This is a genomic window from Kribbella qitaiheensis (assembly GCF_014217565.1).
GTDB classification, from domain to species: domain Bacteria; phylum Actinomycetota; class Actinomycetes; order Propionibacteriales; family Kribbellaceae; genus Kribbella; species Kribbella qitaiheensis_A.
The window spans coordinates 7,026,626-7,040,909 of the sequence record NZ_CP043661.1 but is presented as its reverse complement, the minus strand read 5'-3'; the positions used below and the strand labels follow the sequence as shown (position 1 = coordinate 7,040,909).

The window sequence follows — 14,284 nt, the reverse complement described above, 5'->3', positions numbered from 1 at the left end:
TACGTACGGTCCTGCGGGATTCTGCCGACTTCTGCTGAGGAGCCTGCCTGATGGCCGAACCGACCGACGACGGCTGGATCTCCGGTGGACCGCTGGCGGTGACCAGGCTGACGGTCGAGTACGCCGAGCGGCCGCTGGGCACGGACATCGCCCGGCCGCGGCTCGCGTGGATCGCCACCGCGCCGGGATTCGGCGCGACGCAATCGGCGTACCAGGTGGTCGTGGCCTCGTCGGCGGAGCTGGCGGCTGCCGGGACCGGTGATGTGTGGGACTCCGGGCAGGTGGCTTCCAACGCGTTCCGGATCGCGTACGACGGGCCTGCGCTCGCGCCGCGGACCCGGCACCACTGGGCGGTGCGTCTGTGGGACGGGCTGGGTCGCACCGGGCAGTGGAGCAAGCCGAGTTGGTTCGAGACCGGCCTGCTGGACGAGGGGTTCGGCGAGGCGCAGTGGATCGGCGCCGGGACCGAGGCGGCTCCCCTGCTTCGTCGGACGTTCGCTGTTGATCGCCCAGTGGAGCGCGCTCGGTTGTATGCCAGCGGGCTCGCGTACGCCGAGCTGCGGTTGAACGGGCAGCGCATCAGCGACGCCGTGCTCGATCCAGGGTTCACCGACTACGACGACACTGTGCTGTACGTGACGCACGACGTCACCGACCTTCTGCAGACCGGGGACAACGTCGTCGGCGCAGAGCTGGGCCGCGGGTTCTACGGGATGACGACGCCGAACGTGTGGCGCTGGCACCAAGCACCCTGGACCGGCGATCCCAGGTTGCTGGCCCGCCTGGTGATCACGCATACCGATGGCACCGAGACCGAGCTCCACTCCGACGACTCGTGGCGGGCGACTGCCGGCCCGACCGTCTCCGACTCTCTGTACGCCGGGGAGACCTACGACGCGCGACTCGCATTGCCGGGATGGGACGCGCCCGGGTTCGACGACTCGGCTTGGTCCGCGGCCGTAGTACTGGATGCTCCTCGCGGGAAGCTCCGCGCACAGGAGCACGAACCGATTCGCGTGGTCGAAGAGGTCGCACCGGTCGAGGTCAGCACGCCACGCGACGGCGTCGTACAGGTCGTCGACTTCGGCCGGACCACGGCCGGCTGGGCAAGGCTTCGGGTCACAGCGCCCGCTGGTACCAAGATCAGCTTGCTGTACGGCGAGACGCTGCTGCCGGACGGACTCGTGTCCGCGGTCAACCAGCACGTCGAGGGCGATCGGTTCCAGCTGGACGAATACGTTGCTGCCGGCAACGGTGTCGAGGAGTGGGAACCGCGCTTCTCGTACAAGGGCTTCCGCTACGTGCAAGTAGAGGGTGCTGCGGCCGAATTGACCTTGCGCGAGGCACATTCCGACGTTCGGTCGGCCAGCCGCTTCGCCGCGAGTGTGCCGCTGTACGAGCAGATCGAGCAGGCGATGCGGCGGACCGTGCTGAACAACCTGCACGGGATCCCGACCGACACACCGGCCTTCGAGAAGAACGGCTGGACCGGCGACGCGCAGGTCGGCGCACCGACGATGGCCGGGCAACTCGACGTGGCCCGGTTCTTCACCAAGTGGCTCGGCGACCTCCGCGACAGCCAGCACGACGACGGGCAGCTGCCGGTGATCGTGCCGAGCGGCGGCTGGGGTTTCGAGGAGCTCTCCCCCGCGACCGAGTGGTCCACGGTCTACCCGTTCCTGCTGCGCGAGATGCACCGCTGGTACGGCGATGAGCGGGTGCTCGCGGAGCATTGGGAGCCGGTACTGCGCTATCTCGACTGGGAGCTGGCCCGCGTGGTCGACGGGCTGTCGCTGAGCGTCCTCGGGGACTGGATCCCGCCGGGCTACCCCGACGGACCTCCGCCGGAGGATCGCCGGCTCACCGGTACGGCGTACCTGCATCGCGCGCTCCTCTCGGCCGCAGAGATCGGCGAGCTCCTCGGCCGGACCGACGACGCGGATCGGTTGCGGAAGGCGGCGGTCGAGTTGGCCGACGGGCTCAACCGGGAGTTCCTGGATCGGTCGGCCGGGCTGTACAGGACGGAGAAGGATCCCGACTACCGGCAGACCTCGAACGCGTTGCCGCTGGCCTTCGGGCTGGTGCCGGCGGATCAGGTGGACCGGGTGGTGGCGAGTCTGGTCACCGATATCGAGGCGCGTGGGTTTCACCTGAACACCGGCTGCCTCGGTGTCGGAGTGCTGCTGCCAGTGCTGACGGCGTACGGGCACGGTGACGTGGCGGCGAAGATCGCGTTGCAGCGGACGTATCCGAGCTGGGGATATTGGTTCGACGAGGGTGCCGACACGATGTGGGAGATGTGGGAGGCGGACACGAGGTCGCGCAACCACTACTTCCAGGGAACTGTTGCCCAGTGGTTGCTGGAGAACGTCGCCGGGCTGCGAAACGTCGCGAACGGCTGGGAGCGGATCCTGGTTCGGCCGGACGGACGGGCGCAGGTGGATTCTGCCTCGCTGCGGACGGACACGGTACGCGGTCGGGTTTCGGTTTCGTGGCGTCGTACCGGGCGGGTCTTCCACCTCGAAGTACAGGTGCCGGTGGGGTCTACGGCAACAGTTCACGTGCCGTCGGCGGCCGGGACAGACGTCACCGCGGTACCGGCTCCATACGCCGGGGAGGCGGACCACCAGGACGGCTACTCGATCTACACGGTCGGCTCGGGACACTGGTCCTTCACGAGCCGCACCTCTTAAGCGTTCTTGGCGAAGAGGAGGTCGCGGATCTGGCGGCCGTCCGTCTGGGCCCGGGCCTCGAACTTGGTGACCGGGCGCCATTCCGGACGAGGTGCCCAGTCGGCGTACTGGTTGGTGAGCAGCGGTTCCGCGGTACAGATCTCCAGCATGCGATCCGCGTAGTGCTCCCAGTCCGTTGCCAGATGCAACGTTCCACCGGGGGCGAGCCGCGATGCGACCAACCGGACGAACGGCGCCGTGACGAGGCGGCGCTTGTGGTGCCGCTTCTTGGGCCAGGGGTCGGGGAAATAGATCCGTACGCCGTCCAGCGACTCCGCCGGGAGATGGTCGCGGAGGAAGTCGAGCGCGTCGCCCTTGAGCAGCCGGACGTTCTCGACTTCGTACTTCTCCATCCACAACATCAACTGGCCGAGACCGGCCGGATACACCTCGGCCGCGAGGTGGTTCACCTCGGGACTGGCGAGCGCGAGCTGGGCGGTGGCGTCACCCATGCCCGTGCCGATCTCCAGCACGGTCGGGGCCTGCCGTCCGAACCACCCGGCGAGGTCGACCTGACCTTCGATCTCCTCCAGCCGCCGGCCGAGCCCGTCCCAGTTGGTGCGCCAGACGCGTTCCTGCCCGGCCGTCATCCGGACACTGCGCCGGACATGGCTGAACACCCCCGCCTGCCGAACCTGATCCACCGTCTCCACCGGACAATCCTAAAGGTCGGCGGATTCGGCGGATCAGGCGGCGGGCAGGGTGGTCAGTCGACGATCCAGGTGAGGCCGAGGCGTTTGACGGTCTGCTTGCCGGCCAGGCCGTCGGCCCCTGTGCCGCTCCAGCCCTGCGCCAGCTGGAACTTCTTGACCGCGCCCAAGGTGCCGTTGAGGTAGTTGCCGGTCGGACTGCCGGCGCCGATTCCGAGACCATGCCGGATCAGTGCGAGCTGCAGATTGAAGACGCTGTCGGAGTCCATCTGCCCGAGGTGCATCTTCGACGAGAAGACCGTCCGGTTCTGCCGGAACCCCACTCGATGGTCGTTGTCCGAGCCGAGCGGCAGGTCCCGGCCCTGCAGCACCGTGGTCCAGCCGAGCCACTTCGCGTGGCTCCAGTCCTCGGTGATCCGCGACAACGGGACCAGGTCGATCCGGTCCGGCTTCACGATGTCGTTACTGGCGATGTACGGCACGTCGCTGCGGTACTCGACCACGATCGCCACGTGCCCCTCGGCCGACGGACCGTGCCAGAAGCATGGTGCCCCGATCGGCGGCCGCTTGTCGGAGTGCCGGTCGATCACCGGAACCGAGTCCCACTCCAGTTGCGCCGATCCGTCCTGCGCCGGCAGGTCCCAGGCCGACCGGACGAACACCAGACACTTCCGCCGCCAGCCCATCGCCCCCTTCTTGCCCTTCGCCCACTCCGCTGCCTTCACTGCTGTCCTCATGTCGTTCCCCCTGGGTCGGGGCCACTCCCCCTGAGCAACCCACAACCCAGCGTCCGCCGCCACCTTCAGAAACCCTTAAGGCACTGGCTAACCACCACCGCCGTCCGGCGGTGGATCTCCACCATCAGCGTCTGTCAGGAGGCGGCATGCCTCGGGGCCTCGGAGTACCAGCGCCACCAGGCCAGCCCACGTTTCCGCGCGCCGCGGGTCAGCAGGATCGCGGCCAGGAGAACTCCAGCCAGCCCACCCGCGAGGACAGCGGTGCCGATACGTGGGGTCTCGCGGTCGGCTGACCACTCGCGGGCGTCGACCGAGGCAAGGACGATCGACGGGTCAGACGGGCGATAGAGGAGCTCAAGCGGCATCGCGTAGCGGGTGCCGGCGGCCGGCGCCTGTTCGCCTTCGGACATTCCCTGTGGATCGTCCTCGTTCCTCTGCAGCTTCGCCCGCACCACCGCGCCGTCCGCAGTACGGAACTTCACGGAGATGTCCTCGACCAGCGGGTCGCCCTTGCCCGGATAGACCACGAGCTGGACCGAATCGGCTGTCGTCTCGATGCCGGACCGCAGCAGGTCGCGGCTGAGGCCCTGCCGGGTCAGCACCTCGATCAGGATCAGTGCGCCGACGAGCACCGCGACCAACGCGGGCACACCCAGCCAGGTCGGGCCTCGGCCCGGATAGTCGACTCCGCGCGTCATGCTCCATGATCGCGCACGGAGACGGTCAGTCGTCCCAGAAGAGGTGGTCGACGGTGTTGCGGGCGCGGCGGGTGGTGCGGAGGTAGTGGTCGGAGAAGCGGGAGGTTTCGCCGGGTGGGTAGCCGCAGATCTGAGCCACCGCGGCGAGGTCGCGGGGGTTGGTGGGCACCGAGTCGCTGGGACGGGCGCGGACGAGCATGATCGCGTTGCGGATCCGGGTCGCCATCCGCCAGGCCGCTGCCAGTACTTCGGCGTCGCGCGACTCGACCAGTTCCGCGGCGACAGCCGCTCGCAACGCACCGAGAGTCCGCGTCGTGCGCAAGGCGGGAACGCGATGCGCCTCCCGCATCTGCAGCAGTTGCACGGTCCACTCGATGTCCGCCAGGCCGCCCCGGCCGAGCTTCGTATGCGTCGTCGGATCCGCACCGCGCGGCAACCGCTCGGCATCCACCCGCGCCTTGATCCGGCGAATCTCCTGTACGTCGCGTTCCCGGATCCCGTCCGGCGGATAGCGCAACGGATCGATCAGCGCACGGAACGCCTCGCAAAGCGAAGCATCGCCACACATCGGGTCCGCCCGGAGCAGCGCCTGCGCCTCCCACACGGCCGACCAGCGCGCGTAGTACGACTGGTACGACGCGAGCGTGCGTACCAGCGGACCTTGCCGACCCTCCGGCCGCAGATCCGCATCGACCGCGACCGCCGGATCCGCTCCCGGCAAGGCGAGCAGCCGGCGCAACTCGGTCGCTACCTGGGTCGCGAAGTCCGTCGCCGCCTTCTCGGTTGCCCCCGGCAATGGATCGTGGACGAACATCACGTCCGCGTCGCTGCCGTAGCTGAGTTCGTGCCCACCGAACCGGCCCATCGCGACGATCGCCATCCGGGTCGGCTCCTCGGCCCCCTTCGCGATCGTCCGCCGCGCGACCTCGAGCGCCGAGGTCAAGGTCGCGGCCGAGATCGTGGTCAGTGCCTCGCCAACGATCTCGACATCGACCAGCGAGGACAGATCGGCCGCCGCGACGCGGAACAGCTCGCGCCGCCGCACCGCGCGGATCGCCGCTACCGCCGCCACGGCTTCGTCCTTGCGACGCCCGGCCGCGGACATCTCGGTCTGCAGCGACTCGGGTGTCCGCGGCGTCAATTCACGCTCATCGGCGAGCATCGCCGTCGCTTCCGGGGCGCGCTGCAGCAGATCCACGGCGTACCGGCCGCTCGCCAGCAAGTGCGCGAGTCGCTCTGCCGACGCGCCTTCGTCCCGAAGCTGGCGCAGGTACCAAGGTGTCGAGCCGAGCGCATCGGAGATCGTCCGGAACGCGAGCAGACCGGCATCGGGATCAGGCGACTCGGCGAACCAGCCGAGCATCGCCGGCAGCAGCGCACGCTGGATCGACGAACGCCGCGACACCCCCTCGGACAGCGCCTCGATGTGCCGCAGCGCAGACGCCGGATCGTCGTATCCGAGCGCGGTCAGCCGCTGCTTCGCCGCCTCCGGAGTCAGCCGCACCTCGCCGCCCGGGATCCGCGCCACGGCGGAAAGCAGCGGGCGATAGAACAGCTTCTCGTGCAGTCGCCGTACTTCGAGGCCGTGCTTCTTCCAGGCGGCGGTCAGGTCCGTGATCGGATTCTTGGTGAACCCCAACGACCGCCCGAGCCGGCGCAGATCGTCGTCGTCATCAGGAACCTGATGCGTACGCCGCAACCGGTACAGCTGGATCCGGTGCTCCATCGACCGCAGGAACCGGTAGGCATCTGCGAGCACCGCGCCGTCGGTCCGCCCGACATACCCCGAGGTGGTGAGCTGCTCCAGCGCGATCAGGGTGGTCCCACTACGCACCTTTTCGTCACTGCGCCCGTGCACAAGCTGCAGAAGCTGTACTGCGAACTCGACGTCCCGCAGCCCACCAGGCCCCAGCTTGAGCTGCCGATCCGCGTCGGCCGCCGGGATGTGATCGACCACCCGGCGCCGCATCGCTTGGACGTCGTCGACGAACCCGTCCCGATCCGCGGCCGACCAGACGAGCTCACCCATCCTCTCCGCATAGCTACGGCCGAGCTCAGCATCCCCGGCGACCGGGCGGGCCTTGAGCAACGCCTGGAACTCCCAGGTCTTCGCCCAGCGCCCGTAGTACGCGAGGTGGCTGTCGACCGTCCGCACCAGCGGACCGGACTTCCCCTCGGGGCGGAGGTTGGCATCGACGGGCCAGAGCGTGCCCTCGGCGGTGTGAGCCGAGCAGATTCGCATCGTCGCCGAAGCCAGCTGGGTCGCCGTCTTCAAAGCGGCCGACTCCGGCTCACCCTCCAGCGGCTCGGCGGCGAAGAGAACGTCCACATCGCTGACGTAGTTGAGCTCCCGGCCACCACACTTGCCCATGGCAATGATCGCCAGCCGGCAGTCGGCCGCGCCCGGATGCGCCTTGAAGTAGTCATTGCGAGCGATTTGCAGCGCCGTCTCCAACGCTCCCCCGGCCAGATCAGCCAGTACTGCGGCGACTTCGTCGACCAGCAGTCCCTCCGCGAGGTCCCGGGCCGCCAACCTCAGCAACAGCCGTCTGTACTCGACCCGCAGCGCGTCGACCGGATTCTCCGCCTCGACGGCCGTCGCCAGGCAGGCCGCGACATCGTCGGGCGTAGGCCGGGCCGCCGCCAGCGCGGGGTCGGCCAGGTCGTACCAATGGCGTGGATGCACGCCCAGATGCCGCCCGAGCGCCTCACTGGCACCCAGTACCACGGTCAGCCGGCGCCGGAAGTCGGCGTCCATCTCCAAGGTCCGCGCGAACGCGCCGAGGTCGTGCCCGTTCTGGTCGAGCGCCTCGGCCATCCCGAGCAGCCCGGTCAGCGCGAGATCGGGATCAGCCGACTCGGACAGCGAGGTGACGACCTGTTCACTGCCCATCGGGCTGTGCGCGTCCAACCCGTCGAGTTGGTCCAGCAGCCGCCCGGCCCGCTGCGGATCCGCGAACCCGGCCCGCGCCAGCCGTCCCTCACCCGAGACCCTCCGAACCTCCGCCACACCGGCCAGGCTATCCACTCCGCTCGGTGGACTCCCGACCCACCGGCTGGTCGCCGTCAGATGTCGCGAGTGTCGCGAGCAGATCCTGCAAGGCCTGCACCTCCCGGCGCAGCGCGGTCCGGCCCGATCGGGTAATCGTGACCCAGGTCCGCGGCCGGCGACCGTCGATCACCTTGTCGACCTGGACGTAGCCGACCGCCGCGAGCGACTCCAGGTGTTTGCCGAGGTTGCCGTCGGTGACCCCGAGGGTGCTCTTCAGATGCCCGAAGTCGGCCCTGGCCACGCCGGGCCAGCACGGTCAGGATGCCGAGCCGGACCCGCTGGTGGACATCGTCGTCGAGCCGGTGGATCGGGTGTTCACTCATCCGATGGTCTCCTGTGGCGTGCTGACGGCGGCAAGGACGAGCGGATCCATGGCGTCCGAAGGGGTGAGGGGCAGACCCCTCGCTTGTTCGGACGCAAGCGGGTGTTTCAGCACCCCTCGATAGTGAGGGACTCTGCACGACAGAGTATCAACGCGGTGCTGGGCGGCCGAGAGATCTCGGGGGGCGCGCGGGGGGATCACGGCTGGATTGCGGTCAACACACGGAGTCGCCTGGCATATTCGGGCTGTAGTCGGCATGATGGCTGGCTATGGTCATGATGACGGGGTCGCTCTCTGTCCGGGGCACGGTGGTCTGGTTGACGCCCCAGCAGGGTGGGCGAGTGTCCGGGCCGCCCGAGCCGGATTACGATTACGACTACACAGCAACGGCTTATCTGCCGCCGCGATCGCCCGAGGACGGTCAGGCGGGGATCGCGCTACGTCGATTCGCGCCGGGCGCCTGGCGGACGCCGGCCGAGGGCATCCTGGTGCCTGCCAAGGGCTACCGCGCCCAGCAGGTGGTGCCGGGAGGAATCGTGGTGATCACCGAAGGGGTACGCCCGGTCGGGCTGCTCACCGTGGAAGAGGTGCACGCACTCGCACCAGACGGAACGGCGATCGTAGAGCCGGCCGTTGACCTCCACCTCACGGGCCTAACCACAATCAACCCGCTGCCCGACGCAATCACACCGCCCTACCGCCACTCCACCGCTGCAGCCCGCTGGTCCACACCAGACCACGCCGACGCCAGCTAAAAACTCCCCTTGCGTCCGGAGCCAGACCAAGCCCCGGACGCAAGGGTCTTGCACTTGTGGATAACTTCGCGTCCGAAACCCGGTTCCTCGATAAACTCAGCAAGGAAGAACAGGGGGCGCGGACCGCGGTCAGAGCACGGGCAACAGTTTGTTCAGTTCGAAGGGGGTGACCTGGCGGCGGTAGTCCTGCCACTCGGCGCGCTTGTTCCGCAGGAAGAAGTCGAAGACGTGCTCGCCGAGGGTCTCGGCGACCAGCTCGCTCTCCTCCATCGCCTGGATCGCTTCGGCCAGGCTGCTCGGCAGCGGCTTGATGCCCAGCGCCTTGCGCTCGCGCGGCGTCAGCGACCAGACGTCGTCCTCGGCCTCGCGGGGCAGCTCGTACCCCTCCTCGATGCCCTTCAGCCCGGCCGCCAGCATCAGCGCGAACGCGAGGTACGGGTTCGCCGCCGAGTCCAGCGAGCGGAACTCGATCCGCGAGGACTGCCCCTTGTGCGGTTTGTACATCGGCACCCGGACCAGCGCGGACCGGTTGTTGTGCCCCCACGAGATGAACGACGGGGCCTCGTCACCGACGGCGAGCCGCTTGTACGAGTTGACCCACTGGTTCGTCACCGCGGTGATCTCGCCCGCGTGGTGCAACAGCCCGGCGATGAAAGCGCGCCCGGTCTTGGACAGCTGGTATTGCGCGCCGCCCTCGAAAAACGCGTTCCGGTCGCCCTCGAACAGCGACATGTGCGTGTGCATGCCCGAGCCGGGGTGCTCGCTCAGCGGCTTCGGCATGAAGGACGCGTAGATGCCCTGCGACAGCGCGACCTCCTTCACGACCACCCGGAACGTCATGATGTTGTCCGCGGTCGACAGCGCGTCGGCGTACCGCAGGTCGATCTCCTGCTGACCCGGCCCGCCCTCGTGGTGGCTGAACTCGACCGAGATCCCCATCGATTCGAGCATCGTGATCGCCTCGCGGCGGAAGTCGTTGCCGATGCCCTGCGGGGTGTGGTCGAAGTACCCGGACGAGTCGACCGGCTCCGGGTACGTGCCCGGGGCGCCGGTCAGCGACTTGAACAGGTAGAACTCGATCTCGGGGTGGGTGTAGAAGGTGAAGCCGAGGTCGGCCGCCTTCGACAGGGTCCGCTTCAGCACGTGCCGCGGGTCGGCGAACGACGCGGACCCGTCCGGCATGTTGATGTCGCAGAACATCCGCGCGGTGCCCATCGTCTCGCCCCGCCAGGGCAGGATCTGGAACGTCGACGGGTCCGGCTTGGCCAGCATGTCCGCCTCGGTCACCCGGGCGAACCCCTCGATCGCGGAGCCGTCGAACCCGATCCCCTCGGCGAAGGCGCCCTCGAGCTCGGCCGGCGCCACCGCCACCGACTTGAGGAACCCGAGCACATCGGTGAACCAGAGCCGGACGAACCGTACGTCGCGCTCCTCGAGCGCGCGCAGCACGAACTCCTGCTGCTTGTCCATCGGCGAGTCCACCTCTCTGGTTCGAACACTTGTTGTCGAGACCTCACACAGTGTGCCCCGGCCTTGTTAAGCAGACGTTACGTGCTGGTGCGGACAACCCGTGAACGGAGCCCCGGCGTACCGTGGCGGTGTGCCCGACACACCGATCCTGATCTTCGACGGAGACTGCGCATTCTGTACTACGAGCGCCCGGTGGCTGGAGCGGAAGCTCGCCTCGCGCGCACCGGTGGAGCCGTGGCAGTTCACCGACCTGACGGCGTACGGGACCACCGCGGAGCGGGCGCAGTACGAGGTGCTCTGGGTGGACGCCGCGGGTCGGATTCACGGTGGAGCGCAGGCGTTCGCGCACTGGCTGATCGACTCCGGCGGGCTCTGGCGGGTCGCGGGCACGCTGATCACGCTGCCGCCGGTCCGCTGGGTCGCCGCGGGCGTCTACCGGCTGATCGCGAACAACCGCGACCGGATGCCGGGCGGAACCCCGGCCTGCGCCCTCCCCCAGGCGCAACGGCCGCCTCAGCCCGCGCCGGAGGGTCGGCCGGAGCCCCGTTCTGACGCCTGTAATTCACGTCTCGGTCAGCGGTCGTGACCGAGACATGCCGGATTCGTCACCTGCTTGCGACCCTGAGGGCCTAAGTTTCTCCCGTGCAGACGATCTTCCAAGCCGCCCTGATCGTCGCCGGCGTGCTCTGCGCCAGCGACCTGCTGCTCAGCACGGCGCGCTTCGTCCGCTCGGTCCAGGACCGCCGACCGGCCGAACTCGACGTCCTCGGCCGTCGCTGGCTGCCGATCCCGGAGCTCGGGTTCGGCATGTTCGCGTTCTGCTGCCCCGGCCTGGTCACGCTCGGCCTGACCCACGAGAACCGGGCCCTGCCGACGATGCGGATCCTGCTCGCGGCCCTCATCTTCGGGTACGCCGGCGCGGTGCTGTCCCGCGTCGTACGGACCCCCGGCCCGGGCGGGCGCCGGTTCCGGCTACGCGCCGGCCTGCTCCTTGGCCTGCCCGCGATCTTCGGCCTCGTCTTCGGCCTCTCCGGCGTCGCCAGCTGAGGCCTTCTCCCGCCGGCTCTGCCACCACGGCGCGATCCGCTCCAGCGGGGCGAACGCGAGCCAGCAGACGACCGTCGGCAGGAAGTGGATCAGCAGGATCGCCGTGTTCGCGGTGTGGAAGCCGAGGAAGAACAAGGCCGCGAGCAACTGCCGGCGACCCTTCAGCCAAAGCACCGCCGGCGACAGGAACTCGCCGATGATCCCGACCCACTGCATCACGTGCAGCATCCACGGGTGATGCAGCAGCCATTCCCCGACCGGGTGCGGGCGACGCACGATCGCCCAGGTCAGAACGGCGCTGCCCGGCCAGGTCAGCGCCCAGCCGGCACTGCGGAGCTTGGCGATCGCCGAGAGGAAGTACGTACAGACCACCGCGATCTGGATACACCGGATCGCCCAGCCGGCCGCCTCTGACCTGGTCTGGTCGGCGTACGGGTTACCGCCGCGGGCCTTGTTCGGCGCGATGGTCGGGAGCACCCAGAGCGCGACGACGAGTGCGAGGTGGTCGTGATCGACCTTGCCGTCGCTCATCCCGATCAGCATCCACCAGGTGAAAGCGGGCGCTGCCACCCAGCCGGCGATGCGCGGGAAACGGTTCGTGGCGCCGATAAGGCAGGCGGCGATGAGTACGTAGTACAGGACTGTGGTGTTCGCGACGGACGGCGTCGGCAGGTGGCAGAGGCGCTCCAGGAAGAGCGGTTTATACAGGTCGGGGTGTTCGCCCTTCAGCCGCGTATCGCGGGCGAACGCGTGCATGTCGAGGATGACGAACAGGTACAGGACCGTCCGCAGCCAGGCGATCCGGGCCAGCGCGATCGTCGGGGTGAACCAGTTCGCGACGGTCTTCATCGGCGCCACGCTCTTCATCGGCGCACCTGCCAGGTGGCCAGTACGTCGGACTTCGGCGGGCCGTCGACGCGGCCCTCGACCAGCGTGGTGGTGTCGCGGATCAGTTCGAGCTTCACGTACTTCGGTTTGTCCGGATGCTTCTTCGCCCAGCCGTCCGCGACCGCCTGCAACTTCGACGGGTCCGCGACGATCTCGCCGGTGCGCGCCTCGATCTCGGCCCGGGCGACGCCGGCGCCCTCGATGTTGAGCGGCACGTCGACCGTCGTACCGGCGTCCGTCTGCGCGCTGACCCGGGTGTAGGTGATCGAGGCGTCGTCCGGCACGGTCATCGCGTACTGCGACATCGGGCCGAACGGCCACAGATCGTCACTTTCCCGGACCGAGCCGTTGATCAGCAACCCGATACCGGCCAGCGCCACCAGCACCCGAACGCCCTTGCCGACCTTGCCCAGCCGCACGTCCCCCGTACGGTCGCCGCTAACCTTCACGCCGGTCATTACACACCAAGGCGGTATCACCAGCCGACATCGCCGGGCTGGGCCCGGTGTCGCGACGTTGACGCGTGGTGATGAGAATATCGGCGGACGTACACCGAAAGGGAGACTCGATGGCGACGATCCAAGAGGTCGCGGAGGCGTTCTCGACGCACCGGTTCCGGGAGGTCTACGACTTCTTCCATCCGGACATCCAATGGATCCTGGTCGGCGTCGCCAAGCTCGAAGGCCGCGACCAGGTGGTGTCGGCCTGCGAGGGCTCACTGAAGGAACTGGCCCGTACGACGACGCAGTTCCTCCGCTTCAAGACGGCGGCCGGTCCCGAGGTGGTCGCTATCGACGCGATCGCTCGTTATGTGGACACCAAGTGGAAGAGCACGTTCGTCTCCAGCTGCGACATCTTCGAATTCACCCAGGGGGCGCTGACGAAGGTCACGTCGTACACGGTCGAGGTTGATTCCTCCGCGGTGAAGTGAGTTCGGCTATTTGACGGTGACGGCTTCGACCGGGCGGTTGTAGGTGATCCGGCGGATGAGGATCTCGAACGGGCCTTGGTACTCGGCGCGGCGCAACTGGTCGGCCGGCAAGACCGTTAGCAGCCAGGTTGCTGTCGCGAGGAGTGCGGCGGCTGTGACCGAGAGGTTGTCGGCGAGACCTGCCAGGTAGGGGGTGAAGGCAACGGTCCAGACCACCGACTGGGTCAGGTAGCAGGTGAGGGATCGCTGGCCGACCGCGGCGATCGCGAGCGTGATCCTTCCGGGGTGGTTCTTGAGCTTGATGGCGATCAACGCGATCAGCGCGGCGTACCCGAAACCGCCGAGAGTTCCGGTGGCGTCGTGTAGTGGGCCGAAGAGGTCCGCCTGCGGCTTGTGAGTGACTTCGGCAATCCACAGCGAGACCGGGAGTGCTCCGACGATCCCGGCGCCGATGCCGATCGCGGCGGTCGCTCCGAGGAGACCCTTGTACTGCTCGGGCCGCTCGAGAACGCGCCGACGGCCGGCCCAGATGCCGACGAGGAACGGGCAGGCGAAGCCGATCAGGCCCGGCAACGCGATCACCGGCTGGACCGGGAGTCTCGCTTGCAGGCCGTCGAGGAAGTTCGGCGGGAGCATGGAGATGTCCGGCGGGTCCGCGCTGATCGCCATCGAGCCTGCGTTCGGCAAGGCGGTGAGGATGACGAGGAAGAGGGCGGCGAGGAGGATCCAGCGATCCTTCCAGCGGAGCACCCAGACGCCGACGAACAGCAGTACGCCGTACGCGCCGAGGATGTCGCCGATGTAGAACAACATCGCGTCCAGGAACCCGAGCACCACCAGGACGAGACTCCGCCGCCAAAGCAACCACCGCACCGACCGCCGGCTGACCCCTTGCTCACACTGCCGCGCCGCGATCCGCGCAACGCCGTACCCGAACAACACTCCGAACATCGGAAACGCCCGCCCATCGACCAGCGTCGCGATGCCACCGGCGACCACCCG

Annotated in this window: 14 protein-coding genes; 5 read left to right on the top strand and 9 right to left on the bottom strand. The window is 68.4% G+C overall.

What is annotated here, in order from left to right; translation table 11 throughout:
- Positions 1-50 precede the first annotated feature (50 nt).
- The gene (locus F1D05_RS33460; protein WP_185444311.1) at positions 51-2,693 is read left to right on the top strand and encodes a family 78 glycoside hydrolase catalytic domain; all 2,643 of its coding nucleotides are present in this window, start codon (positions 51-53) and stop codon (positions 2,691-2,693) included.
- Here F1D05_RS33460 and trmB read toward each other — a convergent pair.
- The 5 genes from trmB to F1D05_RS33435 all read right to left on the bottom strand — a co-directional run bounded on the left by trmB (position 2,690) and on the right by F1D05_RS33435 (position 8,110).
- Positions 2,690-3,385 (bottom strand): tRNA (guanosine(46)-N7)-methyltransferase TrmB, encoded by a 696-nt coding sequence (gene trmB, locus F1D05_RS33455; protein ID WP_206685939.1) that lies wholly within the window; start codon positions 3,383-3,385, stop codon positions 2,690-2,692. The two genes, F1D05_RS33460 and trmB, sit on opposite strands and share 4 nt — an antisense overlap.
- A gap of 53 nt (positions 3,386-3,438) precedes the next feature.
- Positions 3,439-4,119 carry a peptidoglycan-binding domain-containing protein gene (locus tag F1D05_RS33450; protein WP_185444310.1) on the bottom strand — a complete coding sequence of 227 codons (681 nt, stop codon included), beginning with the start codon at positions 4,117-4,119 and terminating at the stop codon, positions 3,439-3,441.
- Positions 4,120-4,253: 134 nt separating this feature from the next.
- On the bottom strand, positions 4,254-4,817 hold the full coding sequence (locus F1D05_RS33445; RefSeq protein WP_185444309.1) for a DUF3592 domain-containing protein: 564 nt from the start codon (positions 4,815-4,817) through the stop codon (positions 4,254-4,256).
- A gap of 25 nt (positions 4,818-4,842) precedes the next feature.
- Complete coding sequence (locus F1D05_RS33440; protein WP_206685938.1) at positions 4,843-7,827, bottom strand: bifunctional [glutamine synthetase] adenylyltransferase/[glutamine synthetase]-adenylyl-L-tyrosine phosphorylase; 2,985 nt, start codon at positions 7,825-7,827, stop codon at positions 4,843-4,845.
- Positions 7,828-7,837: 10 nt separating this feature from the next.
- Complete coding sequence (locus F1D05_RS33435; protein WP_206685937.1) at positions 7,838-8,110, bottom strand: transcriptional regulator; 273 nt, start codon at positions 8,108-8,110, stop codon at positions 7,838-7,840.
- 350 nt (positions 8,111-8,460) lie between these two features.
- On the opposite strand from F1D05_RS33435, the gene F1D05_RS33430 reads away from it, so the two are divergent.
- Positions 8,461-8,946, top strand: a complete 486-nt coding sequence (locus F1D05_RS33430) for a hypothetical protein (RefSeq protein WP_185444307.1) — start codon at positions 8,461-8,463, stop codon at positions 8,944-8,946.
- A gap of 129 nt (positions 8,947-9,075) precedes the next feature.
- On the opposite strand, the gene glnA is transcribed toward F1D05_RS33430, so the two are convergent.
- Positions 9,076-10,416, bottom strand: a complete 1,341-nt coding sequence (gene glnA / locus F1D05_RS33425; RefSeq protein WP_185444306.1) for a type I glutamate--ammonia ligase — start codon at positions 10,414-10,416, stop codon at positions 9,076-9,078.
- Positions 10,417-10,546: 130 nt separating this feature from the next.
- Between glnA and F1D05_RS33420 the strand changes: the two genes are divergently transcribed.
- Positions 10,547-11,002 carry a thiol-disulfide oxidoreductase DCC family protein gene (locus F1D05_RS33420; protein WP_185444305.1) on the top strand — a complete coding sequence of 152 codons (456 nt, stop codon included), beginning with the start codon at positions 10,547-10,549 and terminating at the stop codon, positions 11,000-11,002.
- A gap of 56 nt (positions 11,003-11,058) precedes the next feature.
- A complete protein-coding gene (locus F1D05_RS33415; protein ID WP_185444304.1) occupies positions 11,059-11,463 on the top strand; it encodes a hypothetical protein in 405 nt (134 codons plus the stop codon).
- Here F1D05_RS33415 and F1D05_RS33410 read toward each other — a convergent pair.
- Both F1D05_RS33410 and F1D05_RS33405 read right to left on the bottom strand, forming a co-directional pair.
- Positions 11,389-12,330, bottom strand: a complete 942-nt coding sequence (locus tag F1D05_RS33410; protein ID WP_185444303.1) for an HTTM domain-containing protein — start codon at positions 12,328-12,330, stop codon at positions 11,389-11,391. The genes F1D05_RS33415 and F1D05_RS33410 overlap by 75 nt on opposite strands.
- Positions 12,327-12,800, bottom strand: a complete 474-nt coding sequence (locus F1D05_RS33405) for a hypothetical protein (protein WP_246486177.1) — start codon at positions 12,798-12,800, stop codon at positions 12,327-12,329. The genes F1D05_RS33410 and F1D05_RS33405 overlap by 4 nt, the downstream gene beginning before the upstream one ends.
- A gap of 119 nt (positions 12,801-12,919) precedes the next feature.
- Between F1D05_RS33405 and F1D05_RS33400 the strand changes: the two genes are divergently transcribed.
- Entirely contained in the window at positions 12,920-13,282 is a 363-nt protein-coding gene (locus tag F1D05_RS33400; RefSeq protein ID WP_185444301.1) for a nuclear transport factor 2 family protein, read from the top strand.
- Between the two features lie 6 nt (positions 13,283-13,288).
- Here F1D05_RS33400 and F1D05_RS33395 read toward each other — a convergent pair whose 3' ends face one another.
- A complete protein-coding gene (locus tag F1D05_RS33395; RefSeq protein ID WP_246486176.1) occupies positions 13,289-14,281 on the bottom strand; it encodes a DUF418 domain-containing protein in 993 nt (330 codons plus the stop codon).
- Between the last annotated feature and the right edge of the window lie 3 nt (positions 14,282-14,284).

What these genes read in the sequence shown, in the direction of transcription:
- F1D05_RS33445 (WP_185444309.1), bottom strand. Translation starts at nt 4,817, where the DNA reads ATGACGCGCGGAGTCGACTATCCGGGCCGAGGCCCGACCTGGCTGGGT.
- F1D05_RS33430 (WP_185444307.1), top strand. Translation starts at nt 8,461, where the DNA reads ATGGTCATGATGACGGGGTCGCTCTCTGTCCGGGGCACGGTGGTCTGG.
- F1D05_RS33410 (WP_185444303.1), bottom strand. Translation starts at nt 12,330, where the DNA reads ATGAAGAGCGTGGCGCCGATGAAGACCGTCGCGAACTGGTTCACCCCG.
- glnA (WP_185444306.1), bottom strand. Translation starts at nt 10,416, where the DNA reads ATGGACAAGCAGCAGGAGTTCGTGCTGCGCGCGCTCGAGGAGCGCGAC.
- F1D05_RS33400 (WP_185444301.1), top strand. Translation starts at nt 12,920, where the DNA reads ATGGCGACGATCCAAGAGGTCGCGGAGGCGTTCTCGACGCACCGGTTC.
- F1D05_RS33460 (WP_185444311.1), top strand. Translation starts at nt 51, where the DNA reads ATGGCCGAACCGACCGACGACGGCTGGATCTCCGGTGGACCGCTGGCG.
- F1D05_RS33450 (WP_185444310.1), bottom strand. Translation starts at nt 4,119, where the DNA reads ATGAGGACAGCAGTGAAGGCAGCGGAGTGGGCGAAGGGCAAGAAGGGG.